The 25391-nt window shown below is 52.5% G+C and carries 23 protein-coding genes, 2 pseudogenes and 1 riboswitch; of the genes and pseudogenes, 12 read left to right on the top strand and 13 right to left on the bottom strand.

Annotation, left to right across the window (positions count from 1 at the left end; translation table 11 throughout):
- Window positions 1-3 precede the first annotated feature (3 nt).
- Window positions 4-1125: an ABC transporter ATP-binding protein gene (locus tag KO503_RS13895; protein ID WP_215992158.1), complete on the top strand. Its 1122-nt coding sequence runs from the start codon at window positions 4-6 to the stop codon at window positions 1123-1125.
- Window positions 1126-1148: 23 nt separating this feature from the next.
- On the opposite strand, the gene KO503_RS13890 is transcribed toward KO503_RS13895, so the two are convergent.
- The 9 genes from KO503_RS13890 to KO503_RS13850 all read right to left on the bottom strand — a co-directional run bounded on the left by KO503_RS13890 (window position 1149) and on the right by KO503_RS13850 (window position 11217).
- Window positions 1149-2621 (bottom strand): sensor histidine kinase, encoded by a 1473-nt coding sequence (locus tag KO503_RS13890; protein WP_215992157.1) that lies wholly within the window; start codon window positions 2619-2621, stop codon window positions 1149-1151.
- On the bottom strand, window positions 2621-3334 hold the full coding sequence (locus KO503_RS13885) for a response regulator (protein ID WP_303506948.1): 714 nt from the start codon (window positions 3332-3334) through the stop codon (window positions 2621-2623). The genes KO503_RS13890 and KO503_RS13885 overlap by 1 nt, the downstream gene beginning before the upstream one ends.
- A gap of 62 nt (window positions 3335-3396) precedes the next feature.
- Window positions 3397-4260, bottom strand: coding sequence for an SIS domain-containing protein (locus KO503_RS13880; RefSeq protein ID WP_215992155.1), 864 nt, complete (start codon window positions 4258-4260; stop codon window positions 3397-3399).
- Between the two features lie 88 nt (window positions 4261-4348).
- Window positions 4349-5173: an aldo/keto reductase gene (locus tag KO503_RS13875; protein WP_215992154.1), complete on the bottom strand. Its 825-nt coding sequence runs from the start codon at window positions 5171-5173 to the stop codon at window positions 4349-4351.
- A 50-nt stretch (window positions 5174-5223) separates the two neighbouring features.
- A complete protein-coding gene (locus KO503_RS13870) occupies window positions 5224-6714 on the bottom strand; it encodes a xylulokinase (RefSeq protein ID WP_215992153.1) in 1491 nt (496 codons plus the stop codon).
- Window positions 6714-7781: an ABC transporter ATP-binding protein gene (locus KO503_RS13865; protein WP_215992152.1), complete on the bottom strand. Its 1068-nt coding sequence runs from the start codon at window positions 7779-7781 to the stop codon at window positions 6714-6716. Before KO503_RS13865 ends, KO503_RS13870 begins: the two co-directional genes overlap by 1 nt.
- Window positions 7782-7857: 76 nt before the next feature.
- Window positions 7858-9297, bottom strand: a complete 1440-nt coding sequence (locus KO503_RS13860) for an extracellular solute-binding protein (protein WP_215992151.1) — start codon at window positions 9295-9297, stop codon at window positions 7858-7860.
- A gap of 28 nt (window positions 9298-9325) precedes the next feature.
- On the bottom strand, window positions 9326-10342 hold the full coding sequence (locus KO503_RS13855) for a carbohydrate ABC transporter permease (RefSeq protein WP_215992150.1): 1017 nt from the start codon (window positions 10340-10342) through the stop codon (window positions 9326-9328).
- On the bottom strand, window positions 10342-11217 hold the full coding sequence (locus tag KO503_RS13850) for a carbohydrate ABC transporter permease (protein ID WP_215992149.1): 876 nt from the start codon (window positions 11215-11217) through the stop codon (window positions 10342-10344). The genes KO503_RS13855 and KO503_RS13850 overlap by 1 nt, the downstream gene beginning before the upstream one ends.
- Window positions 11218-11504: 287 nt before the next feature.
- Here KO503_RS13850 and KO503_RS13845 point away from each other — a divergent pair, with 287 nt between their 5' ends.
- The 6 genes from KO503_RS13845 (at window position 11505) to KO503_RS13820 (ending at window position 15936) form a co-directional block, all read left to right on the top strand.
- On the top strand, window positions 11505-12125 hold the full coding sequence (locus KO503_RS13845; RefSeq protein WP_215992148.1) for a glucose-6-phosphate isomerase: 621 nt from the start codon (window positions 11505-11507) through the stop codon (window positions 12123-12125).
- A gap of 16 nt (window positions 12126-12141) precedes the next feature.
- Window positions 12142-12789 carry a bifunctional 4-hydroxy-2-oxoglutarate aldolase/2-dehydro-3-deoxy-phosphogluconate aldolase gene (gene eda, locus KO503_RS13840; protein WP_215992147.1) on the top strand — a complete coding sequence of 216 codons (648 nt, stop codon included), beginning with the start codon at window positions 12142-12144 and terminating at the stop codon, window positions 12787-12789.
- Window positions 12786-13742, top strand: coding sequence for a shikimate dehydrogenase family protein (locus tag KO503_RS13835; RefSeq protein ID WP_215992146.1), 957 nt, complete (start codon window positions 12786-12788; stop codon window positions 13740-13742). Before eda ends, KO503_RS13835 begins: the two co-directional genes overlap by 4 nt.
- Window positions 13739-14674 (top strand): phosphoglycerate dehydrogenase, encoded by a 936-nt coding sequence (locus KO503_RS13830; protein WP_215992145.1) that lies wholly within the window; start codon window positions 13739-13741, stop codon window positions 14672-14674. The genes KO503_RS13835 and KO503_RS13830 overlap by 4 nt, the downstream gene beginning before the upstream one ends.
- Window positions 14664-15488 (top strand): MBL fold metallo-hydrolase, encoded by an 825-nt coding sequence (locus tag KO503_RS13825; protein ID WP_215992144.1) that lies wholly within the window; start codon window positions 14664-14666, stop codon window positions 15486-15488. Before KO503_RS13830 ends, KO503_RS13825 begins: the two co-directional genes overlap by 11 nt.
- A 73-nt stretch (window positions 15489-15561) precedes the next feature.
- Window positions 15562-15936, top strand: a complete 375-nt coding sequence (locus tag KO503_RS13820; protein ID WP_215992143.1) for a hypothetical protein — start codon at window positions 15562-15564, stop codon at window positions 15934-15936.
- 85 nt (window positions 15937-16021) lie between these two features.
- On the opposite strand, the gene KO503_RS13815 is transcribed toward KO503_RS13820, so the two are convergent.
- The 4 genes from KO503_RS13815 to KO503_RS13800 are packed head-to-tail and all read right to left on the bottom strand — an operon-like array spanning window position 16022 to window position 20959.
- Window positions 16022-16981: a substrate-binding domain-containing protein gene (locus tag KO503_RS13815; protein WP_215992142.1), complete on the bottom strand. Its 960-nt coding sequence runs from the start codon at window positions 16979-16981 to the stop codon at window positions 16022-16024.
- A gap of 35 nt (window positions 16982-17016) precedes the next feature.
- The gene (locus tag KO503_RS13810) at window positions 17017-17988 is read right to left on the bottom strand and encodes an ABC transporter permease (protein WP_215992141.1); all 972 of its coding nucleotides are present in this window, start codon (window positions 17986-17988) and stop codon (window positions 17017-17019) included.
- Window positions 17978-19498, bottom strand: coding sequence for a sugar ABC transporter ATP-binding protein (locus KO503_RS13805; protein ID WP_215992140.1), 1521 nt, complete (start codon window positions 19496-19498; stop codon window positions 17978-17980). The genes KO503_RS13810 and KO503_RS13805 overlap by 11 nt, the downstream gene beginning before the upstream one ends.
- Before the next feature lie 12 nt (window positions 19499-19510).
- Complete coding sequence (locus tag KO503_RS13800; RefSeq protein ID WP_252731100.1) at window positions 19511-20959, bottom strand: aldehyde dehydrogenase family protein; 1449 nt, start codon at window positions 20957-20959, stop codon at window positions 19511-19513.
- A gap of 249 nt (window positions 20960-21208) precedes the next feature.
- Here KO503_RS13800 and KO503_RS13795 point away from each other — a divergent pair, with 249 nt between their 5' ends.
- From KO503_RS13795 to KO503_RS13780, 5 genes and pseudogenes are all read left to right on the top strand, one after another.
- The gene (locus KO503_RS13795; RefSeq protein WP_215992138.1) at window positions 21209-21970 is read left to right on the top strand and encodes an IclR family transcriptional regulator; all 762 of its coding nucleotides are present in this window, start codon (window positions 21209-21211) and stop codon (window positions 21968-21970) included.
- 227 nt (window positions 21971-22197) lie between these two features.
- Window positions 22198-22407, top strand: coding sequence for a hypothetical protein (locus KO503_RS13790; protein ID WP_215992137.1), 210 nt, complete (start codon window positions 22198-22200; stop codon window positions 22405-22407).
- A pseudogene (locus tag KO503_RS13785) lies at window positions 22400-22591 on the top strand (IS3 family transposase); the annotation flags it as partial. The gene KO503_RS13790 and the pseudogene KO503_RS13785, both read left to right, overlap by 8 nt.
- Before the next feature lie 6 nt (window positions 22592-22597).
- Window positions 22598-22928 (top strand): annotated as a pseudogene (locus tag KO503_RS18095) (hypothetical protein); the annotation flags it as partial.
- Between the two features lie 285 nt (window positions 22929-23213).
- Window positions 23214-23359: riboswitch (FMN riboswitch) on the top strand.
- Window positions 23360-23437: 78 nt separating this feature from the next.
- Window positions 23438-24325 (top strand): DMT family transporter, encoded by an 888-nt coding sequence (locus KO503_RS13780; RefSeq protein WP_215992135.1) that lies wholly within the window; start codon window positions 23438-23440, stop codon window positions 24323-24325.
- Window positions 24326-25391 lie beyond the last annotated feature (1066 nt).

The raw sequence follows: 25391 nt of genomic DNA, 5'->3' as shown, positions 1-25391 counted from the left end.
CCCGTGGCTACGCTTAACATCTCAGACATCCGTAAAAGCTATGGTGCGAACGTCATTTTGAACGGTATCAATATCGATCTGGAACATGGCGACTTTTTGGTGCTTCTTGGGCCATCGGGTTGCGGCAAATCAACATTGCTCAACATGATCGCAGGGCTTGAAAGCATCGATAGCGGCGAAGTGTCGATCGCAGATCGTGTGGTCAATCGTGTGCATCCTAAAGATCGTGACATCGCGATGGTTTTTCAATCCTATGCGCTTTATCCGAACATGACTGTCGGCAAAAATATCACCTTTGGCATGCAACGCCGCAAGATCCCCAAAGCTGAACAAGAAAAGGCCCTGAGCCACGTCGCGGGCCTGTTGCAGATTGAAAACCTGTTGGACCGTCGCCCCGCGCAGCTGTCTGGCGGACAACGTCAGCGAGTGGCTATGGGGCGCGCCTTGGTGCGTGATCCACATGTGTTTTTGTTCGATGAACCTCTGTCAAATTTGGACGCCAAACTGCGTGGGGAAATGCGCACTGAAATCAAGCGCTTGCATCAGCGTTTGGGGGCGACAATTGTTTATGTGACCCATGACCAAGTCGAGGCCATGACGCTTGCTACGCAAGTTGCGGTGATGAAGGCGGGCGAGATTCAACAATATGGCCCCCCACAAGAGATTTATGCCAAGCCCGCGAATATGTTTGTGGCGGGTTTTATCGGGGCACCGGCGATGAACTTTATTCCTGCGACTGTCACGGTGGATGACGCTGGCGGATACGGTCTGATCATTCAGCAATCAGACGCGCGCGGTGGGGATATTTGCCTGAGCCTGAAAGACTATGAGACATCGGATCTGAGCCGATACTTGGGCCATGAGGTGATTTTGGGTCTGCGCCCAGAGGATATTTCACGATACATTCAAAACGGGGCTGCTGCGCCAGATGACATATTCACTTGCCAAGTTGATGTGGTTGAACCCACAGGGGCGGACACGTTGATTACGATTTCCCTAGGGGGAAAGGCGGTGACAGCGCGCTTTCCTCCCAAACATGCAGGCACCGCAGGCGACGAAATTGTTGTGCATTTCAACATGATTGAGGCCAGCCTATTCGATGCCAAAACACAAGATCGCATCTAGGACGCAGATTGAGAAATCCGTGATTATATTGGGTCGGTGGGTATCTCCGTCGCCCCAATGTGACGCGGCAAGGTGATGCGCACCTCAAGCCCGCAGCGATCATGATTGAACAGTGAAATACGACCCCCGTGGGCTGTGACGACTGATTTCGCAAGGGATAGCCCAAGGCCCATGCCGCCGCTGGACCGGTTGCGCGATCCTTCGGCACGGTAGAAGGGCTCGAACACGCGGGCCATTTGTTCGCGCGTCAATCCTGGCCCCACATCATTGATCCGCACCGTAATTGTACTGGCGTCAGCTATGACCCGAACACGAGCCAAATCACCGTACTTGAGCGCATTATCAATCAAATTGTTGATGGCCCGTCTCAGCCTGTTGGGTTGGCAGCTGAGCGTGGTTTGGCGTGTGCAAACGATGTCATATTCCGCCGGCTGCGGGGCAAATATCGTGCCGCGTGATTTCACCGTCAAGGGGGCGGGTTTTTCAAACGTGACGTGTTTGCCTATATCGGCATAGTCGTCGCAGATGCTTTCTATAAATGTGAGAATCATAATGTCTTCAACGGGTTCTTGTTCAACCGCATCTCGCAAAAAACCTACAGCTTCGTTGATCATGGCGGTGATTTCATTGAGATCGGACAGCACTTTGCTGCGAATGTCAGGGTCGTCGATCAGCTCAACGCGCAACTGCATACGCGTCGCAGGTGTGCGAAGATCATGTGAAATAGCGGTCAAAAACTGTGTGCGCTCTTCGATACTATTGACCAGATCACGATTCACAAGGGTGAGCGCATCGGAGATGTCACAGGCCTCCGCTGGTCCGTACCGTGCGCGCAATTGGGGCGTTTGTGGCAGTTTTAACAATGATTTGGCATAACCTGATATGCGGGTAAAGGGCGCAGAAATGGCATGGCTCACCAGATACATGCAGATGAAAAGACCGATCCCCCAAGCCCCGCCCGTCATTAGCGTCATGATGGGTGTGGGGCGATTTGCCCATGTATCTGAGCTGGCAAATTCAACCCAGTCAGATGTGGAAATTTGCACCCGCATCACACCTTGAGTGTTCAGCGTCGCGATCCGCGCTGACAGATAGGACAGTTGACCTGCCAAGGTCGCATCTGGCGGTTTTTTTTCGGCATCAAGAGCAGAGGCTTGCAAAAAGACTCGCACTAAAAGGGGGGAGTCTTGTGCGATGTCTGATGGGGCCAATCGAAACAGGGTCTCTGATCCGTTGCGCGGGGTCACCTCGCCAAGCTTGTGCCCGTTGACGATGTGCCATGAAAATCCTGCGTGATCTGCTGGGGGTGTTTTTCCCGCTTTGAGGGAAACAACAATCTGGGCCATTTCCGGCCCAAACCCTGCTGCGATCACCTGCGCGAATTTTGCGTCTTGGCGTTCAATGGTCAATTGAATGGCGAGATAGGCCACACCGCAAGAAAACAACACCAACGCCATCATGACATAGGATTGAAGTGTCAAAACCCTACGACGCATCACAGTGCCTTTTCGACATCAAGGGTGAACATATACCCCGTCCCGCGCACGGTTTTGATAAAGCATTCGTCGCCTAAAAGCGGCCCGATTTTGCTTCTCAATCGGCTGACATGCAGATCGATGGAACGGTCAAAGGCTTCTAACTCATGGCCCCGCAATTCTTCGGACAGGGTGTTGCGATCAATGGCCTCAGAGGGGCGGTGCATGAAGATATTCAACAGCCCAAACTCTGTGCGGCTTAGATGGACGACAGCATTGTCAGGGGTGCGCAGCTCTCGACGGCGAATATCAAGACGAAACCCGTTGAAGGTGAAAGCCGCTGGGGTGTTGCTTTGGGTGGCTCGCAGACCGCCATCGATCCGCCGCATGATGGCACGGACACGCGCCAGCAATTCGCGGGGGCTAAAGGGCTTGGCCAGATAGTCATCGGCACCCACCTCTAAACCAACGACACGGTCGGTTTCCCCGTCGAGCGCCGTCAACATAATGATCGGAATGTCGGATTGCGTGCGCAGCTCGCGACACAGCGAAATGCCATCAGCCCCAGGCAAGAGAACATCTAGAATGATCAGATCAATCTCGGTCGTCTCAAGGACGCTCCACATGTCTTCGCCTGATGCGCCTGTGGACACATCGATGCCTTGGCGTTCAAAAAACGCTTGCAGTAAAGACACGATTTCGGCGTCGTCATCTATAATCAGCAGGCGTTTCACAGTGATGCTCCTAACGCAAAATTTGCACATTCCCTTTTGGACAAAACCGCCGGATCATCCCGTTACAATATGCCAGAGGATCTAAACTCGCTGAGCACCCGTTTCATTTCGGCGATTTTCGCTCGGTGTTCTGGGGAGCGTCGCAGCGCAACATAGGTCGATAGAATATCAATCACCACAAGGGCTGCGACCCGTGAAATGGTTGGGGTGTAGAGGTCTGTATTCTCAAGCGTTTCAATCAGGATGTTGATGTCGCAGTAGCGCGAAATCGGGCTTTCTTGCCCCGTTAAGCCGATGGTCAGGGCTCCTTGTTCGCGGGCAAGTTTCACGCATTGCGCGACTTCGCGGGTGGTTCCAGAGTTGGAAATCGCCACAAGGATATCGCCTTCACCCATCATCGCGGCTTCGATCAGCATTTGGTGAAAGTCAACTGTGGCCTGACACTGCACACCAAACAACGGGAACTTTTGCTGTGCATCCATGGCAACAATAGACGAGGCCCCAAACCCCACAAAATGCAGGCTTTTTGCGGTGAGAATAGCCTCCGCAGCCTCTGCCAATGCATCATGTTGCAGTTTGCTTCTGACCCAATCAAGGCTGGACAGGTTAAAATCAAACAGCTTGGAAATCACAGAGGGCAGTGTATCGTCTTCGCCAATTTCGGCATGGGCGCTGGGCAGGCCAAAGGCCAATGAGCCAGCCAGACGAATTTTGAAATCTTGATAGCCGCTACAGCCAACCGCATTGCAAAACCGCACAACGGTTGGCTCGCTCACTTCTGCCAGACGCGCAAGCTCGGCCAGCTTGAACTGGGTCGCGGCACTGGGATTTGCCAAAATGACCTCTGCGACTTTTCTGTCGGATTTACGCAAAGTGTCTATCGTTTTGGAAATCACTTCCAAGACATTCGGGGCGTCATTCAGCATATTTGATCCAACATCGTTACCAGTTCCGTTTCTATACCTGAGCTTTAAGACTTTGGTGCGTGCAAGTCACCCCGATGCAAGTGCGCTCTTATTCGTCTTCGAACGCCACAGGATCAGGGCCGCACCGCTGGCCTTCATCAAGCGCAGAAATGGCTGCCATGTCTTTATCCGACAGCTCAAAGTCAGCTGCGGCTAGGTTTTCTGTCAGATGCGCAACCTCGGTAGACCGTGGAATGACCGATGCGCCCAGTTGCAAATGCCAACGCAAGATCACTTGAGCGGGTGTGCGCTCTAGGCGGTTGCAAATATCCACAATGGCGGGCGCGCCAAACGAAGCAAGTTGTCCCATGGGTGTCCATGATTGCGTAACGATATTGCGCGATTTATTTTCCGCGCGCATCTTTTCTTGGATCAAGCGCGGGTTCACTTCGATTTGGTTCACAACGGGGGAAACACCTGTTTCACCAATAATGCGATCCAGATGATCAGGGTTGAAATTTGACACCCCAATCGAACGGATTTGCCCGTCTTTTTGTGCCGCAATCAGGGCTTTCCATGTGTCGACATATTGGTCTTTGACGGGGCAGGGCCAATGGATCAGACACATGTTGAGATACTCAAGACCAATGCGTTTGAGACTGTCCTCAATGGCGCGGCGGGCTTTGTCGTAACCCTGTTCGCTGTTCCACACTTTTGAGGTCACGAACAACGCGTCGCGCGCAACATCGGATTGCACGATGCCTTTGCCCATGCCCTCTTCATTGCCATAAATGAACGCGCCATCGATCAGGCGATAGCCAGCGTTGATGGCCGTTGATACGACTCCCGCAGTGTCGTCGTTTGGAATTTGCCAGACACCAAGTCCGAGACGTGGAAGGCTGTGTCCATCATTGAGTTTGATTGCGTTTTTCATTGTGTGCTCCCGAGGCGGATAAGATGTAAAGTGTGATTGAGAGGGATATGTCAAAGCGCGTCTAGGTCGTCGTAGAAGGCCTTGGATGTTTCATAGAGGCGCGTATAGATTGGCATCATCCGGTTGTAGTGTTCTACCCAACGTGGGTCAGGCAAAATTTCTTTTGAGTAGCTGACCATTTTTGCGGCGGCCTCTTTAGGCCCTGCGACGTCCCCCGTGGCCTCGGCCATCAACATCGCAGCGCCGACAAGTCCGCATTCCAGCTCGGTTGGCACCAAATAGGGCACGTCATACATGCTAGCCTTGATTTGCAACCAAAGCTCACTTTTTGCGCCACCACTTGCGGCCACGATACGGTCTGGCCGGCCATGGCTGCCTTGTAGCGAGCCAAGTTTCTGCCGCACTGAAAAGGCCACGCCTTCTAAAACAGAGCGGTGCAAATCGCCAAGTTCATGCGAGGCGGTCAGCCCAAAGAATTGCGCGCGTGAATTGCTGTGTGCGCCAAAGCGTTCGCCTGACAGATAGGGCAGGAAAAACAGATTTTGCGATCCCACAGAAGCTTCCGTGGCTTTTTGCGCGACATCCTCATAGCTGCGCCCGTTTTCATGGAACACACGGCGGGCCCAACGCACGGCATCTCCGCCCGCATCCAAAAGCGTGAAAGACCCCCAAATACCGCTAGCGGACAACAGGTTCGACACTTCGGCGTTCAAAACAGGGGTTTCGTGCATCAAGGTGATGATGGTGGAGGTGCCCGTGACATCTGATCCAAGGCCCGCCTCACAAATGCCCGACCCTGTCAAAGCCATAGGGTAATCACCCGCCCCCACGAGAACAGGAATGGACGGGTCCAGCCCAAGATGCGCGGCCACTTCGGCTTGCAACGTGCCAAGAATATCTACGGGTTTAAGCAAGTCGGGCATCATGCCAAAAGGCACACCAGCGATTTTGCACATCTCGGGCGACCACATGCGCGTGTGGCGGTCCATCAAAAAACTCAACGAGGCTTCGCTGGTATCTTGTGCGCGGCGTCCTGTGAGTTTGAAATTGATCCAGTCTTTGGGCATCAAAACGGTGGTCGACCGCGCAAATGCTTCGGGATCATTGGCGGCGATCCATGCAAGCTTGCTGGCAGGCCAAGCGGGCGAGGGGATATTCGCGGTGCGTTCCAACGCGTCGTTTTGGCTTAACGCTTGTCGCATCGCTTCGACCTGCGGCATGCTGCGTTTGTCATTCCACAAGGGCACGGTGTCGCGCGTCAACTGTCCGTCGTCGTCGATCAATACGGTGCCATGCATTTGACCACAGCAACAGATTGCTGCAATCCGGTGCGAGGCATCGTCAACTTTGGCCAAAACGTCGTGAATAGTGTCTAATGTACCCTGCCACCAATCCATCGGGCGCTGTTCGGACCAGCCGAATTGGGGCACGATTTGGTCGTGTTCTTTGTGACTATAGGCCAGAATTTTACCGTGCGCGTCCAACAGAGCTGATCGCAGTCCACCTGTTCCAACATCCACCGCAAGATAAAGATCAAGCATCACAGACGAACTTCCGTTTCAGGGTCAAAGAAATGCACCATATTCATGTCTACTTTCACAGTACAGGGACGGCCAATCTCGACGGGAAACCTTGGGTCGACCTGCGCGGTTATTTTGTCTGATCCCAAGCGGCCCAAGACCAACGTGTGCGCACCGAGGGGTTCCAAGGCCTCTGGCACCAAGGTTAAATCAACAGCGTGATCCGAGGACCGCATGTGCTCAGGGCGTATCCCAAAGATCACTTTGGATCGATTTCCAAGCGTCTCGAACCGTTCTTTGGGCAGGGTTAGGGACTGCCCTGCAATCAAAACAGCGCCATCCTTGATTTCGGCATCAAAGAAATTCATCGCAGGTGAGCCGATGAAATTCGCGACAAATTTATTTGCTGGGCGTTCATATAATTCTATGGGGGCGGCCGCTTGTTCAATGATGCCTGCACGCATCACGACCACGCGGTCGGCCATTGTCATGGCTTCGATCTGATCATGGGTCACGTAGACCGCTGTCGTGCCAAGCCGTTTTTGCAGCAACTTAATTTCAGTGCGCATCTCTACCCGCAGCTTTGCATCAAGGTTGGATAGTGGTTCATCAAACAAAAAGACCTGCGGATGGCGCACAAGCGCGCGCCCGATTGCGACGCGCTGGCGTTGACCACCAGACAGATTTTTCGGCTTGCGATCCAAATAGGGTTCTAACCCTAACAGATCCGCTGCCTCAGATACACGTTCGTTGATTTCATCCGGCGTGGCGCCGTGTACTTTCATCGCATAACCGATGTTGTTGCGCACGCTCATATGCGGATATAAAGCATAGTTTTGAAACACCATTGCGCAATCGCGTTCGCCGGGTGGTGTGGCTGTGACATCGACATCGCCAATGGTGATCGCGCCGCTTGTGACCGTTTCAAGCCCAGCCAGCATGCGTAACGTCGTCGTTTTGCCACAGCCCGAGGGGCCAACGAGAACGATAAACTCACCGTGGCGAATTTCCAAATCAAGTGGCGGAATGACTTGCACTGCCCCGAATGATTTGGTGATGGAGCGAAGCGTGACATGTGGATCGGCCATGGGAGTGTCCTAAGTGATAATATCGGTGCAAATAGATGATACGGTGGCCAAGGTTATTCTTGGCCACCGCTAAGCCCTAGTTCAAGGCGGGGAGGCCCATGGAGGCGCGGTAGGCCGCGAGTTGGTTTTCGCGACCGAAATCATCAGTCAACTTATCCCATTCTGCGGCAATAGCATCCAAGGCAACTTGGGGCTCAACTTGTCCTGAAAGCGCTTTGCTGAGCTCAATCTCTAAGATTTCAGTGTAAGAGAAGAACCCAGGCAGACGCAAATCCAGAGCAACGTTCGGTGCATCAAGCGAGGCACGCTGTGCGCCGAGGTAGCTTGCAGCTTCTTCAGGTGTGAAAATAGAGGACCAGTTTTCGAGGTTCTCGTAGTGGCTAAACCGGTAGGGGTTCACGCCGGTGTTGCCTGTGACAATCGCTTGACCAGAGACTTCGGGGCTTGTGACTTCTTGCACGAAAGACCATGCGGCTTCTGAGTTTTTGCTGTCTGCTGGTACGGCCAACTGCCAGCCACCAAAGGCAAGGAACGGCGAGGCAACAACATCATCAAACATATCCCATTGGTTGGTTTTGCTGTTCCAAATTTTGTTTGACCCCGGCAAAACGGCTGTGCGCACATTGCCTTTGATCGTACCTTCTGTGGCCCCCATGACGCCAGAATCCGCCCAGTCGATGTTCATCGCAAGTGATCCACCGGCATAAAGTGGACGCACATCGCCTGACCCGTTGTTCAACGCACCTGGGGGATTGAAGTCCAACCCGCGTTTGTAATCTTCCAGCGCTTTAAGCCACCCTGCGTTGTTGATTTGCGCATCCATTGTCTCAGGATCAAAGAACATAGAGCCCGGTTGATCTGGATGATTGGTGTAGCTGGCCGCATGGCTGAAGAAGTACCAGAACTGTTGACCGCCACGGCGATAGGCCTCAGCCGTGCCATAGTCGACCGCATCACTGGCCGTGAAAAACTCGGCAATGTCATAATACTGGTCCCACGTTACGGGGGCTGCTAAGTCGTAACCGTATTTTTCTTTGAACGCGGCCATATTATCTGCATCTTCAAACAGATCGGCGCGGTAGTTCAGCATGTGCATATCGCCGTCCATCGTCGCGGACTTGACCTCGCCCCCCCATGACATCAGACGTTCACGGTAAACAGGGTGAATGTCTTCCCATGCTGGCCCTGATTGCATTTCAGTGGGCATCGATGACAAGAATGTTGAGAAATCAGGCAACCATGCGGGAATGAAACCAATCACGTCAAAATCGCCGGTTTTTTGGCTCATCGCGGTGAGGAATTTGGGGTACAGTTCGGAAAACGGAAACTCAACCAAATCAACTTTGCCACAGGTCTTTGCCTCCCAGCTCTCCGCAGCTGTCTGCAAAGGGGACGCAATAAACGGGCCGTTTTGCGTTGATATCGTCAACGTCACGCCCGAGTAATCCGGCGCACAGGTCGCATGGGCCATGGATGCACTCGACAGCAACGCTGCGGTTAAGAATAGTTTCTTCATGTTGTTTCCTCCCTGGAAAAACGCCGCTCTATTTGATAGATCCGGCAAGCAACCCCGAGCGCATCATGCGGCCCAGGAAAATAGCGACGATGATCATTGGAATGACCGAAATGAGCGCCGCGACAGAGATCGCCCACCATTCATCTCCGCGGCTTGAATTTTGGCCTGCCAAAAGAATGGGTAGGGTCTGCCATTTTGATGAGGTGAGCAGCAGTGCGAACAAAAATTCGTTCCAAATAAAAGACAGAACAATCATCGATGTGGCGACAAGGCCAGGTTTGGACATTGGCAACACGATTTGAAAAAAGATCCGCATCCGTCCGATGTTATCGACCATGGCGGCTTCTTCGACTTCCACAGGAATCGTGCTGAAAAAATCGCGCATCAACCACACTGCAAAGGGCAGCCCAAAGGCAGTATAGGCCAGCACCAAACCGGCAAAGCTGTCCAACATGCGCACGCCCGATTTGTTCATTTCCGCGTAAAGCAAAAACAGGGCAAAGGCAGAGACAATAGGCGGGAACATCCGCTGGGACACGAACCAAAAGGTGACATCGTCGTTTTTCATGATCGGGCCGGGCAGTTTTTTTCCGTTGAGCCACACGGAAGTTACCAATGCGATGATCATCATCGACCCAAGTGCTGCGGGCACTGACCAACCAAGGGCTTCTTTGGTGAAAATAAAGCCGCCGATTGCGATGATTGCGAAGACGATACCGGCCAATAGTTTGATCCGAAACTCAAAGCGTACAAGCGCATAGGCCGCCATAGATCCCAGCAAAACCGACAAGGCTGTGGATACGGTTGAAACAGCGAGCGAGCTAAAGATTGGCGACATAAAGTCCCCACGTATGCCGCTAAAGGCGTCGCGAAAGGCCTGCAATGTCGGCTTAAAATCCAGGAAAGGAATATAAGTCGCGCCTTGGCTGACGGCGAGGGGCGGCTTGAACGCTGTGACCAGCACCCACCACAGTGGAAACAAGCAGATAAATAGCCATGTTAATGCGACCCCAAGGCCGATGCGTTTATGAAGTTGGTTTTCCATTATTGGTATCTCCGCGTCAGACGTTGGGCCGCAGCCAGATAAACTGTGCCAAAAAGGATCACCACGATCAGAAAGAGAAAGCTCAAAGCAGAAGCCATACCGATGTTGAACTTTTTAAACCCCTCGTTGTAGGCAAAAAGCGTCAAGGTTTCCGTCGATGTTCCCGGTCCCCCGCCCGTGAGGACAAAAATCGTATCGATGACTTTAAAGCCTTCGATTAGGCGGATAAAAATCACCGCGATTGAGAGGGGCAGCAGCATCGGAAAGGTGATGTCGCGAAATCGCCGCCATGTTGAAATGTTATCAACACGCGCCGCTTCGAATACCTCGTTCGGCAACCCCTGAAGGCCTGCCAGCATCAACAGCACCACAAAGGGCGTCCATTGCCAGATCTCGATTACAATAAGAACGGAAATGGCGAGGGTCGGGTTAGTCAAAAACGGAATGTTGGCCAGCCCAAATAGGGTGAAAAACTCGTTCACGGGCCCCAGCACAGGATGAAATAACATCCGAGCAATCAAAGCCACGCAGACCGGTGCCATGAACATCGGCAGCAAAAACGCGACCCTATATAAAGACGCGCCCGGCACGTTGTGATGCAATGTCAACGCAAGAGCATAGCCAATGACATACTGGAACATCACAGAGATAAACACGATCGTCGCTGTGACGCCGATTGCGTTCCAAAATCGACCAGATTCCAGAATTTCAGCATAGTTGCGCAGGCCGACGTATTCCGGCGGCATCGGTGGCACGATTCGTACTGTTTGGAATGATACGGTCAGCGCGTAGATTAACGGAAACAGCGTCACGATCAGGACAATAAGAAATGCCGGCCACATAAAGGCGTGCTTGCTTAGCGTATCTCTTGTCATTGATGACCTCCCCAAATCTCATATGACTCGCAGGGTGCGGTTAAATGATGTTTTAGTCAACAGTAAAAATGTAGTTAAACTACTTAATTGAGGGTTGGTTTTATTACTCCAGATCATAAATATTCAAGATATACTCAAATAATAACTTATTAATCATCTGTTTTTTATAATTTATATCCATTTTACTGAACCAATGGTGCCGCCGTGTGTAAAAAAAGGTGTTGCGTAGTTTGTGCAATAATGAGTATCAGTAAATGTATTAATACTACAAAATAACGGAGGCTCGGATGCTAGAAGAACCAACCGCGCATGCAATAGACCCGCTGTCTGGCGCGATGTCTGGTGCATCGGGGCGCTATGAAAAGAAGCTTAGTGATCTGGTGGGATTATATGCGGATAGCGCTCTTTTTGAGGCTCGCGAAAAGTCCCATGGGCAGGATGTCGTTTATCAAGTTGATGAAAAACGCCCTTCGCAAGCCGCCGGAGATTTGATCTTTGGCACCACTTGGATGCAACCGGGCCGCATCGGCGACGAATTCTTTATGACGCGCGGCCATATCCATGCGCGCGGCAATAGACCTGAAACATATTACGGCGAATCTGGAACAGGCGTGATGCTGTTGGAAAGTCCCGAAGGCGAGATACGCACTCTCGAAATCCAGCCGCGCTTGATGGTCTATGTGCCACCGCTTTGGATTCATAGATCGGTGAACACTGGCGCGACGCCGTTGGTTATGAGTTTTTGCTATCCAAGCGATTCAGGCCAAAACTACGATATCATCGCCCGCTCTGACGGCATGGCTTGCCGCGTGGTGGCGGATGGTACCGGCTGGAAAACGATTCCAAACGCTTCTTATCGCGCGCGATCCAAAGACGAAATCGCAGCCGTTTACGCAACCTGTGACTGAACACGGAGACTTCCAAATGTCCATTTTTGATACACTTTCTACTTACGGCGTTGTCCCAGTGATTGCGATTGATGACGCAAAAGACGCGCTGCCACTTGCCGATGCGCTTGTCGCAGGTGGCTTGCCTGTGGCCGAGATCACTTTTCGGACACCCGCCGCCGCTGCCGCGATCATGGCCATGGCGCGTCACCGCCCTGATGTACAAGTTGGCGCAGGAACAGTGCTCATCGAAGAACACGTCGACGCAGCACTGGAGGCAGGCGCTCGGTTTGGTCTTGCGCCGGGCGTGGACGGGCAGGTTGTGCAATATGCCACTTCGCGCGGGCTGCCCTTTGCTCCGGGCATTATGACCCCAAGTGATCTGCAGATAGCGCTGCGCGCAGGCTGCAAAATGGTCAAATTTTTCCCTGCCATGCCTGCGGGGGGGCCAAATATGTTGAAAAACATTGCCGCACCTTATTCGCACACGGGGATGGGGTACAATCCAACGGGCGGTGTCACGTTGGATAACTTGGCGGATTGGCTCGCGTTGCCTGACGTGCGCGCCGTTGGCGGTACTTGGATAGCAACACGTGCCGATATTGCTGCCGGAAATTGGGATCGGATTCGCGACAACGCCGCGCAGGCCGTTGCCCGCGTTGCAGAAATTCGAGGTCAGAAATGATCCTTAAACCGGCAACTAAACCAACCTTTTATTTCATCGGCGTCACCACAGGGCAGTCGTCGATCATGACGGTTTTTCCCAAATGGGCTGACCATTTGGGGCTTGGGGATGTGCATATGCAGGGCATTGACATGCCGCCCCATGACACGTCTCAAAACTATCGCGATGTGGTCAATTTTATCAAAACGGACCCTTTGTCTTGCGGGGCATTGGTCACGACGCATAAACTTGATTTGTTTGCAGCTGCGCGCGATCTATTTGATGAAATTGATCCCCATGCGGCACTCATGGCTGAGACAAGCTGTCTGTCAAAACGTGATGGCAAATTGATCTGCCATGCTAAAGATCCAGTGTCTTCTGGTTTGTCGATTGACGGTTTTTTACCGCCCAATCACTTCGCCACCACAGGGGCTGAGGTCTTTTCAATGGGGGCGGGCGGGTCGACCATCGCGCTCACATGGCATCTGATGCAGCAAAGTCGCGGACAAAATCGTCCGTCTCGGATTGTCGTGTCTAACAGATCGCAAAGCCGTTTGGATCATATCCGACAGATTCACGAACAGCTCGACACAGATATCCCCTGCGATTATGTGCTCGCGCCCACCCCTGAGGACAATGACGCGGTGCTGGGCTTGCTCAAACCGCGGTCTCTTGTGATCAACGCGACGGGTCTGGGAAAAGATGCGCCCGGATCGCCTTTGACCTTTGATGCTCAATTTCCAAAAAATGCAGTTGTTTGGGAATTAAACTACCGAGGAGACTTGGTCTTTTTAGATCAAGCCAATGCGCAACACGATACAAAATCGCTTCAGATTGAGGATGGCTGGACGTATTTCATTCATGGTTGGACCCAAGTGATTGCTGAGGTATTCGACGTTGACATCCCAATCTCGGGACCCAAGTTTGAGGCGCTGTCACGCATCGCGGCAGATGTCACAGGACGCACGACATGACCCGTATTTTGGTGACGCCACGCTCTTTGTCTCAGGGCTGCCATCCGAGTTTGGCACCTCTTACGCAAGCAGGCTTTGAAATTGTCGCGCCGAGACCAGGTCAAACACCCTCTGAGGCTGATTTGATTCGGTTCCTTCCAGGCTGCATCGGATGGATTGCGGGGGTCGAGCCGGTGTCGCAGGCTGCCATCGACGCGGCCACTGATCTTCGGGTTATTTCGAGAAACGGGACAGGTGTCGACAATCTGCCTATGTCAGTGCTTGAAGCCAAGAATATCACAGTGTGCCGCGCGCAGGCGACGAATGCGCGCGGTGTTGCGGAGCTGGCTTTGACAATGGCCTTGGCCGGATTGCGACAGGTTGTACCAACGCATCTAGGCATGAAATCAGGAGATTGGACCCGCCAAATCGGTCGCGAGATGCAAGGCGCGCAGGTTGGGGTTCTTGGCCTCGGGGCCATCGGAAAGGGCTTCGCTGAGTTTTGTCTTGGGCTTGGGGCGCATGTCAAAGGGTATGATCCATTTGCACCGGGCGACACCTTGGACCATCCCAATTTTACACGCGTTGATCTGGATGTAGTTTTCGATGGAGCAGATGTCGTCAGTCTTCACGCGCCTATGCCTGAAAATGGACAACCTTTGATTCAAGCTGCGCATTTTGCCCGCCTTGCTGCCGGTGGCGTTGTTGTAAACACGGCCCGCGCGGGTCTCGTCGATAAGGTTGCCCTGCTTGCGGCGCTGGAGACAGGGCAGGTTGGCACCTATGCGACTGATGTTTTTGATGAGGAGCCTCCTGCGCCGTCAAAACTATTGGCACATCCACGTGTGATTTTGACAAGCCACATCGGTGGTTTCACCAAAGAATCCGTTGAGCGATCAACAGATCGCGCGGTTCAAAATCTACTTGAGGCCTTGTTGTTCTATGAACATTGACTGCGTTGACGGGTTTCCGACAAAGGGCGAAGCAGGCCTATACTGGTTGGGTCAGGCAGGCTTTTGGATTGAAACAGGCAGATATTCGATTTTGATTGATCCATATTTGTCTGACAGTCTGGCGCGCAAATATGCGGGCAAAAAGCATCCGCATATCAGGATGGCGCCTGCGCCTATTTCAGTTGAGGATCTGCCAAAACCCGATCTGGTTCTGATCACGCATGCCCATACTGATCATATGGATCCTGACACACTTGGGCCACTGTATGATCGGTTCCCTGATCTTGCCTTCATGGTTCCTGCTGCTTGCGAAGATGCCGCGCGGGAGCGAATAAACCCTCGCGCTAATTTGATCTTGGTGGATTCAAATCAAGAGTTATCGCCGCTGGCTGAGCTCACTATCGTGACCTTTCCAGCCGCGCATGAAGACCTCAAACGCAATGCTGAAGGTGCGCATTTTTATTTGGGATACGGGATCAAATGCCCCACGTTTAGCCTGTACCATTCGGGCGACAGTATCCCCTTTGAGGGCCTGCAAGGCCGCGTCGAAACTTTTGCGCCAGATATTGCACTGCTGCCGGTGAATGGCCGCGATGCGCAGCGCTTGCATGATGGCATTCCTGGAAACTTCACCTTTTCAGAGGCGGCCTCGCTGGCCCGTACCGTCCCTATTCTGGTGCCGCATCACTTCGGCATGTTCGATTTTAACACGATCAGTGATGCGCAGATCGAGAATGAGCTGGCACGATCATCCCATCCTCATGTTGCTGTGCCCGTTTTGGGCCAAACGATGCGCCTGCGCGGTACAGGTTAGATGTTCCTTCAAAATCGCTGTTATGTGAAATCGTGTTCAACACATTTGCTTTTTGACGAATATGGATATCGCGATGATAAATCGACATTCGACATTCGACATTCGACATTCGACAACGGCACACGCAGCTTACCACGATCTTCAAAGATCGCTGTTGAACGCTTCTATTTCCAGTCTGCGCGGCACACCAACACGGGTTGTTCGAAATCATAAAACCTATTGGTACGACGGTTATCGGATCGGCATCGATGTGCGTAAAACCCATATTGGGGAAAATTCCGGTGTTGTAGATCGTTTGAAATGGCTGAAATCTTTGCGTCAAAACAGCGATGACCAGCGAAAACAACACCCTCTGATATCATACGATTGTGGGGGGGGGGGCAAGTATTCCAACGGTTGCATTTTGCAAAACGTCTACCGTGGATCAATAGACTCAGACGCCCCATGAAAGGCCTTCTTTTAGGGCTGCCACAAAATGCAAAAAGCGACGCAAAACCTGCGCCGCTTTTCGAACGTTCAAACCCTAAGCGGATTTAGAAGACTTTCTTTGGATCGTAGCGTTTCGCCGCTTCTTCTTTGAGAACCAAACCAGAATAAAGCGGTGTGATATTGGGCAATTTCGCTCCAGCCAACAGACCCATCAAGTGATTGAAGCCCACGCGACCAATCTCGTCGCTGTCGTTTACAGCCGTGGCGATAAAGTTGGTGCCCTCTTGCTGCATTTCCCACAAAGTTTCTTTGCTGGCATCAGAGGCAGCAAAGACCATATCCGCAGAACGTCCCGCATCGGCGGCCGCCTTTTGTGCGCCAAGGCACATCGCGTCATTTTCACAGAAAACCGCATTCAGATCGTCGTGCAACGCCAGCATGTCGGACATGAGTGTGTAACCACCATCAAGTCCCCAATTGCCGAAGCCAGGTGCAATGGTCACTTCGATATCGGCACTTGAGCTGACCGCATCGATAAAGCCGTTGGACCGCGCAAGCCCGATGGAATTGTCCGCAGGCCCGCCCTTGATCACCAAGACATGGCCCGTACCGCCCAAGTGTTCTTCGACATGTTCGCCAATCGCGTTGCCCATCACATCATTTTCCGCGCCAACCCAATTCCACGGCGTGGACAGGTCGGTGTTTTGCCACAAACGATCGACGAAAACCACTGGGATGCCCGCTTCTTCGATTGCGATCAGGGCGGATGGAATGGTCTCGGTGGGGCCAGCGCTCACGATTAGACCGTCGATACCTTTGGCGATAAGATCCTCGATGTCTGACGCCATTTTGGCTGCGTCAAATCCAGCATCTGTTGAGATCACATCGACGTTGCTATAGGCGTCCGCCTCGCGGTGTACGGCTGTGTCCATTCCTGCGAAATACGGCGCGCCGTATAACAAGTTTGCCATGCCGATGGTCAGGGTTTTATCCTCTGCTGACGCCGCCCCTGCTGACATGGCGACCAGCGCCGTCAAAAGACCTGTGGTTTGCTTGAAGTTCATCACTTTGTTTCCTCCCAAAAGTGTGTCGTGGATTGTTAAGATGGTTTCCGGCGCACCAAGACGGCGACTAGAATGATCAAGCCCTTTACGATCTGCTGATAGTAAGACTGGACATTGAAAAGATTCAGGATGTTGTCGATCACCGCCAGCGCGATAACCCCGCCAAACATCCCCCCGACCGAGCCGCCACCGCCGCCCAAGATGCCGCCGCCGATCACCACGGCCGCAATCGCATCAAGCTCGTATGCTGCCCCGACGCTGGGTTGTGAAATTCCAAGACGCGCCGCCAGCAGAACACCTGCAAGGGCCGCAAAAAAACCGCAGATCACATAGGCCAGCGTGGTTTTGGCTTTGACGTTCACACCTGCCAAACGCACAGTTTCGGGGCTGATGCCAATCGCCATGATCGAGCGACCTGCACGGGTGTGATTCATGAACACCCACACAATGGGAATACAGGCCAAGAAAATCAAAAACGGCACAGGCAGAACACCAAACACTTTGCCCGCTCCAAGCGTTTTCAAAAAGAATTTATCAGACGCATAGGTTGGCGATTCACTGTAAATATACAAAGCCCCGCGCACCACGCCCATCATAGCCAAGGTGACGATGAAAGGTTGCAGGCGCATATAGGCAACCAAAATGCCGTTGATCAAACCGATGATTACGCCAACTGTCAAAGCGGCTAATATGGCGACGCTGATATGCACCTGACCTTGCAAGCCAGAGGCCAAAAGACCGGCAAACGCCAGCGTTGGCCCGACCGACAAATCGATGCCGCCAGAGCGAATGACAACATACATCCCGATGCTCAAAAAGCCGGTGGTCACCATTTGGCGCGACACGTTGACCATATTGCGTTCGGTCAAAAACACATCCGAGGTCAGCCCCGTCATCACGATCAGCAGCACCAGAACCACACAAAAAATGAGATTGGTCTTGGCCGATTTGGACATGTGTTTGAAGGTCCAGTTTTGCGTCGTTGGGCTGGTGTTCTTAGAGGTCATTTTTGGGTCTTTCCACATCTGCCGCGGCCACGAAAATATCGTGCTCGGAGGTTGTTGCCGGATCAAGTTCGGCCACGATCTTGCCGTCGCGCATTACGTTAATGCGGTGCGCAAGACCAAGAACCTCGGGCATTTCTGAACTGATCAATAGAATCCCGATCCCTTGCTGGGCCAAGTCTGCAATGAGTTTGTAAATTTCGACCTTGGTCGCGATATCAACGCCGCGTGTTGGCTCGTCGAGGATCAAAACTTTCAATCCCTTCATCAGCAACCATTTGGCCAGAACCACTTTTTGTTGATTGCCACCGCTCATGCGGCGCAAAATATAGGCAAGGTTGAGAGGGCGCAGGTCGAGTTCTTGCACCTTTTGAAACACCATATCACGTTGCGCAGGGCGGTTTAGAAACGGCCCCCACCCGATTTGGTCCATCGAGGCAAGGCCCGCATTGTCAATGACATCCGCGTCCAAAACCAGACCATCGACTTTGCGTTCTTCCGTCACGAACCCAATGCCTGCGGCCATAGCGCGCGCGGGGCTTGGCGCGTCAAACGCGGCGCCATCGATCACAATCGTGCCATGATCCATAGGGTCCGCGCCAAAGATCGCGCGCATCACTTCGGAACGCCCAGACCCGACAAGACCGCAAAATCCCAAGATCTCGCCGCGTTTCAATTCGAACGACACATCGGCCACTTTCGGCGCCGCCCTCAGCCCCGTAACGCTGAGCAAGATTTCCGTGCCAGCCGTGCCGCGTTTGGGAAAAATGTCTTCCAACGGACGCCCAACCATAGAGCGGATCAGGCGGTCTTTGGTTGCGTCTTCGCGTGAAAACGTATCGACAGAAACGCCATCTTTGAGCACAACAAACGTGTCGGCAATGTCCAGAACTTCTTCAAGACGATGCGAAATATAGAACACAATCGTGCCGCGGCTTTTGAGCGTCTCGATCAGCCGAAACAACACATCGCTTTCGGTTTGGGTCAACACGCCCGTGGGTTCATCAAGGATCAAAACCTCAGGCGACACACGGCTGGCCTTGGCGATTTCAATCATCTGCTGCAAGGCCACGGGATAGGACCCAACGGCATTGCGCACATTGATATCACTAATCCCCAAGGCCTCTAAATCGGCCTCAGCATCGGCAAACAGCCTATCCCAATCGATGCAATCAATCAGGCCAGCCACGCGTTTCGTCGGCCATTCGCCAAGATACAGATTTTCCGCGACTGACAGTTCTGGCAACAGACTGAGCTCTTGATAAACCGTGCGAATGCCCAGATCAAAGGCCTTATGCGGCGACAAAATGAACGTCTTTTGATCATCGATCTCGATCTTGCCAAGTGTCGGCTGTTGAGAACCAGACAAAAGCGACATCAAGGTCGATTTGCCCGCGCCATTTTCCCCACAGATGGCCACGACCTGCCCGCGATGCGCCTCAAAGCTTACCTCTTTGAGAGCCAGAGTCGCGCCAAAAGCCTTGGCGATCTTATGTAGACGAATGTGCTTCACACCAGGCCCCAGCTAGCAATCAAAGACGTCAAAGGCGTCTTTAAAGATCACAGTTTTCACTTCGCTCATGTCTTTCAGAGTTTCCATAAACCCTTCGCGCACGCCATTGCCGCTGTTTTTGCGACCGCCAAATGGCAAGCATTCCACCCGCATGGCGGACTGGTGATTGACCACAACCGTTCCGACCTCAAGCTTCATGGTCGCATTCATTATGGCACGAAAATCATTTGTGAATATGGCGGCTTGTAGTCCAAATTCACTTTTGTTCGCCAAGGTCACCGCCTCGTCGATCGTCTCGAAAGGCACCAAGGGCAGCACCGGCCCAAACACCTCTTCGCGCAACAAAATATTGTCCTCGGCCACATCGACAAATACGGCTGGGGTGATCTGTTGATTTGTCCGCACACCCCCCATCAGCAACGTGGCACCCTCAGATACAGCGGTCTGAATTTGGCGTTCAACGGTGTCGGCAGCACGGGTTGAAATCAGTGGGCCAACGTCTGTGGCAGGATCCGTATGATCGCCAACAACAAGGCCGCGTGTCAGCGTGAGCACGTGATCTACGACGGCTTGGTGAATGGTTTTGTCGATGAACACACGCTTGACCGCGCAACAAATCTGACCATTTCCAGACGTAAACCGCCCCGTCACAATCGCCTGTGCTGCGATTAAGGGATCGACATCACCACAAATAATCGTCGCGTCGCTGCCGCCCAGTTCCAAGTGGACCTTTTTCAAGGTTTGCGAGGCCGCAGCAGACACAAGTTTGCCCACGCGGGTGCTGCCTGTCAGTGAGATCATATCAACGCCTTCGATTTTAGCCAAACGCGCGCCGACGACTTCGCCGTGACCTGTCAGAATTTGATGCGCGCCCTTTGGCAGGCCAGCCTCTTCATAATATCGCGAGATTTCCAGCATCGTCAGAGGGCATTCTTCGGGCGCTTTGGTGATCACGCAATTGCCAGCCGCCAAACCGCCCGCCAGTTTGTGTGACCACAGCTCGACAGGATAATTGAACGGCACAATTGCGGCCACAACGCCCAGCGGTTGATAGACAGTATAAGCGAGTGAATTTTCCAAGCCCTTCATGCTGTTCAACGGAATGGTGTCGCCGTGCAGGCGCTTGGCTTCTTCGGCGTAGCCTTTGATGATGCGTGCTGCGGCGTCGATTTCCCATCCGTTGATCTCTTTGAATGTCTTGCCATTCTCAGCGTTCAACAACTGGACCAACGTCTCGCGATTTTCGGTGATGCGGCGGGACACGTCTTCTAGAATGCGCGCACGCTCATGCGCTGGCATCCGCGCCATCGCAGATTTGGCATCGACGGCCGCACCGACGGCGCGGTCCACATCCGCAACAGTCGCGGCAGGGACATGACCCAAAACAGACCCGTCGTATGGATTGTGAATTGTCATTTCAGCACCGTCAGTCGACGAAACCCATTCACCCGAAATTAGCATATTCACCCTGTCGTCCCCATTGCGTCGTTCAATTATTGTACGACCCTTGTTCGTTCGACATTTAAACTAAGTCAACAAATAATGAACACTATGAATAGTGAATCTATTTAAATGCTTGTATATTAACAATTAAATTTCGTACTATATGCGTACAAATTCTATTTTCCTTCATTTCACGTTAACGTAGACAAGCAGATACAACCTGTGTATCAGTCTTGTACACATATTGTTCAAACGGTTTGGAGCCTCATGACGCGCGACTCAAACAAAAGCTCAACGGTTCTCAAAGCCTTTCAAGTGCTTGAAACTGTCGCAAACCTGCCGTCACCGGCCACCGCGCCAGACATTTCCAAAATGGCAAACATTGAACGGGTCACGACCTATCGGTTGCTACGCACGATGGAACACGCGGGCTATGTCGAAATGGACGCCGAGACCAAAACATATCGCATTAGCCGCGGGATGCTCGCCTTGGCAAAACCGGTTTTGAACGCGGGCACGGACCGATTTGTAATCGAACGTCTGCTCAATGTGATTGCGCAGCGCACAGGCGAGACCTGTCACTATTCCGAACTTATGGGTCCTGAGACGATGCTGCTTCAAAAAGCTAAAGGCACGCAGCTTGTCGCGGTCGATTTCAGTATTGGTAACCGAGGCGCGCTGCATTCAACATCCGTTGGCAAGGCGATCATGGCGTTTCAACCCGACACCGTGTTCGACAGCTATTTCGAAAATGAGTTGAAAAAAAACACGCCCAAAACTTGCACCGACAAAGATAAAATGCGTGCAGAGTTAACCGTTGTGAAGCGCACTGGGGTGGCGTTTGATTTTGAAGAACTGGCCGAGGGAATGAATTGCGTGGCGGTGCCAATCGTCGATCCGTTTGGTGTGGTCGAAGCCGGCATTTCAATTTCCGGCCCCTCCAATCGATTCACAAGAAAATATCTCAGTGAGTTGGCCAAGATTATGAAAGAAGAAGTTGGGAAAGCCGCATTACTCCCCGACCTCTAACGGATGAAGTGGTCCTGCTTTTTAGGATAGGGTTGCGGCTCAGCTAAGATGTGAACTACCGCCCTAAAACTGGACACTGGCGTAAGCTGTTAATTGTAGTCTGCTGACCTTCAACACGAAGGAGATCAGATATGCCGAAACGGAAACAACATCCCCTGAATTTAAAGCCAAAGTTGCTCTGGAAGCCCTAAAGGGTGAGGGGATGGTGTCTTGGCTGGCGACCCGATTTGGGGTTCACCCAACTGATCCATCAATGGAAGCGGGCTTTACTAGAGGGTGCGTCTGGTGTGTTTGAGCGCGGCAACCGCAAAGCGCCAGAGATTGACGAGGAACAGGTCAAAGATTTGCACGCCAAGATCGGAGAGTTGGCTGTCGCCAATGTTTTTTGTCACGAAAGCTCAAGCCGTGGACAGGAAAGTGAGGCACTAAATGGTTGAGCCAAATATCTCGGGCCTGTCTGTTGGCGAGCAATGCGCGTTATTGTCGATCTCGCTGTCGTCGTTTTACTATGAGCCCAAAGGTGAGAGCGAGATGAGCCTCGATCTGATGCGTGTCATTGATAAGCAGTTCCTTGAGACCCTGTTTTACGGCGTGCGTCAGATGACATGGTACCTGCGCAATGACCAGCATTTGGTGAACGAAAAGCGCATCCGGCGCCTTATGCGATTGATGGGCCTCATGCCGATCCACTGCCCGCAGGGTATTGCGTAGCAATGCACGAGAGGGGACCAGAAACCCAGCACGATCAAGGCCGCGAAGGGTCACAAGATTTACCCCTATCTACTGCGTGGATTGCGGGTAAATCGGCCCAATCAGGTCCTCCTCTCGCACATGTAAACATGTGCTGCCGGGCAGTGGGTGCGCCGACATTACATATCTGCCGATGCGGCGTGGCTTCCTTTATCTGGTGGCCATCATGGACAGGCACACGCGCAAGCCTCTGGCGTGGCGCATCTCGAAAAACGAGACCTTGGCCGCCATTGATCCGAGGACAATGGTCGAGTGGAGGCTGGCTTTTGCGTTGATGCGCTAAATGATGCGATCCACAAGATTGAAACGACCAAACCCGATCAGCAGGTGCAAAGAGTAGCTTAATTTACGCCAGATCCTGTACGACAAATGGGGAGCAGCTCACTCGGCAGAAAAGGCCTGTTTCGTGCCCAATGCGTCCCCAAGTCCAAACATAAACATTGTCCCCGAGTGATAAGCGCATTAAAAATTTGAATGTGGCCAATAGTGGCTGCAACGTTCTCAGGGCGGGGCGAAATTCCCCACCGGCGGTAAGCAAATCTTTCTGCAAGCCCGCGAGCGCCCCGTCTTTGACGGGGGTCAGCTGATTTGGTGCAATTCCAAAGCCGACGGTCATAGTCCGGATGAAAGAGAGCGGGAAATGAGGCGCAAGGGCATTGCCCGTGTGCCTTGGTCCTGTTTGCCTTGAGTTATGAGCGTAAACGAAAGGACCACGCCATGACTCGTTTCAACACTACATTTTCGCCAGCACTTACTGGTGCGTCACTTATGTTAATCGCCGGCGTTTTATTCGCCGTTGTGAACACACTTGTTCAATACGGCACAATGATCGAAGGGCTGTCACCACCGCAGGTCGCATTTTGGCAATACGCTATCGCGCTCGTGTTCTCGGTGCCATGGCTCATGGCGAACGGTCTCAAAGCGTTGAGAACGTTAAGTCCATTTATGCATATTGCCCGCGTCATCGTCGCCGCCGCAGGGGTTCAGTTTTGGACTATGAGCCTCGCACATGTCCCGATCTGGCAAGCCATTGCACTCATTATGCTGTCGCCCTTCTTCGTGACTTTTGGTGCCAGAATCTTTTTGCGCGAAACTGCAAGCTTTGAACGTTGGTGCGCTGTCTTTGTCGGCTTTGTGGGCGGTATGATCATTCTCGCACCGTGGTCAGAAACATTCACCGCCTACGCGTTATGGGCCATTGCTGCGGCTGCAATGTGGGCGATATCATCCCTGATGACCAAGCACCTGACCAAAACAGATACCTCGGGATCCTTGACGGTATATCTGCTGCTGCTTCTGACACCGATCAATGCAGCTCTTGCTTTAGACGATGGTCTGACGCCTGATTTGAGCGGCGTTTGGGGCCTCTTGATTGCCGCAGGGGTGATGACCGCTCTGGCGCAATATGCGCTGGCAAAGGCTTACAGCTCATCTGATGCGGCTTACTTACAACCGTTCGATCACCTAAAGCTCCCACTTAACGTTGGTCTCGGTATCGCCGTTTTCGGGTTTGTTCCGCCGGGATCAATGTGGCTTGGCTCACTACTGATAGTCGCGGCCTCATTCTATTTATTGCGCCGTGAAAATCTGAAAGCGGCTGTTTAAAAAGCTCTAAAATTGGCTCCAGTGAAAATGAAGTCTCATTTGGAGCCAATGACCACAAATTCCCGCATAGTAGACTTCGGCGCGAACGGCCCAAACCGGACCTTGGTGCATTGCTTAGCTAACGGCAGGTTACCGAGAAACATTCCAAACGCAGCGCTGATCAAACGGACATGAAATGAAGGTCGTGGGAGATTGAAAATCGCATCAAAGGCATACCCTTTGGACCCATGTCGCCACTCTTGGTTCGCACAATTGCTCCAAACGCGGTTCAAATATTTTGAACTGCTTTTCGAGGAGAACGCTGCAATCAATCAGTTTCAATTCGCGCAAACATTTCATAGTGGCAATGGTCACAGAAGCGCCGATCGCGGGCCTGACTTCCGATACTGCCGTGGCGTCGTTTGTTGCCATATATAGATAGGGTATGCCACGGGAGTTCGCGCGCCGTCAGAGGCTTGATCGCGCAAAGGCAGCATGCGTGCTTTGCTGGCCGCGCACTCGACGTTATCGATGTAGATGTCTTCGCCATCGTCGATAGTCTGATAAATAGGTCTCAGGCCATTTGCTACTTGAGCGCGTCTCAATCCAGCGCCCAGTATCGAGGATACTCTCTCGTGTAGAACAGGTTGCCGCGACAGTTTGCAAAAAAGCTACCGTCTCCGGAGATCTAATATAACGACGTGACTTCAAGATCTTGCGTTAGAAATGATAATAATCACGGTACGATTTGAAAGTCGGAACCAAACTGTCTCCCGTCACGAATTTACTCCTAAAGTCGAGAACCACTTCGTATATAATAGGCGCAAAAAATTGGCCAACGCCACACCAGCCTGCAACTTTGATTACTTATGAAAAATTCTCATCGAAGTCCTCCGGCTCATCAAAACAGACATTGTTCGCCACCGCAGTGAACGGCAGTAAGTCCTGCTTAGGAGACCTCCGCGCAAAGCGCAGCTAAGGTCCGGTTTCCGCCGATTCTGTTGAAAAACTAACGGTTGCGAGTGCAGAAATGGGACTTCCAAATTCGGCGCGAGCGCCTTTTTTATCAGGCTTTGCTCGTTTGCTG

The organism is Pacificibacter marinus (assembly GCF_018860505.1).
GTDB classification, from domain to species: Bacteria; Pseudomonadota; Alphaproteobacteria; order Rhodobacterales; family Rhodobacteraceae; genus Celeribacter; species Celeribacter marinus_B.
Note: the sequence above shows the minus strand (reverse complement) of the source record. Positions and strands in the feature narration are given on the sequence as shown.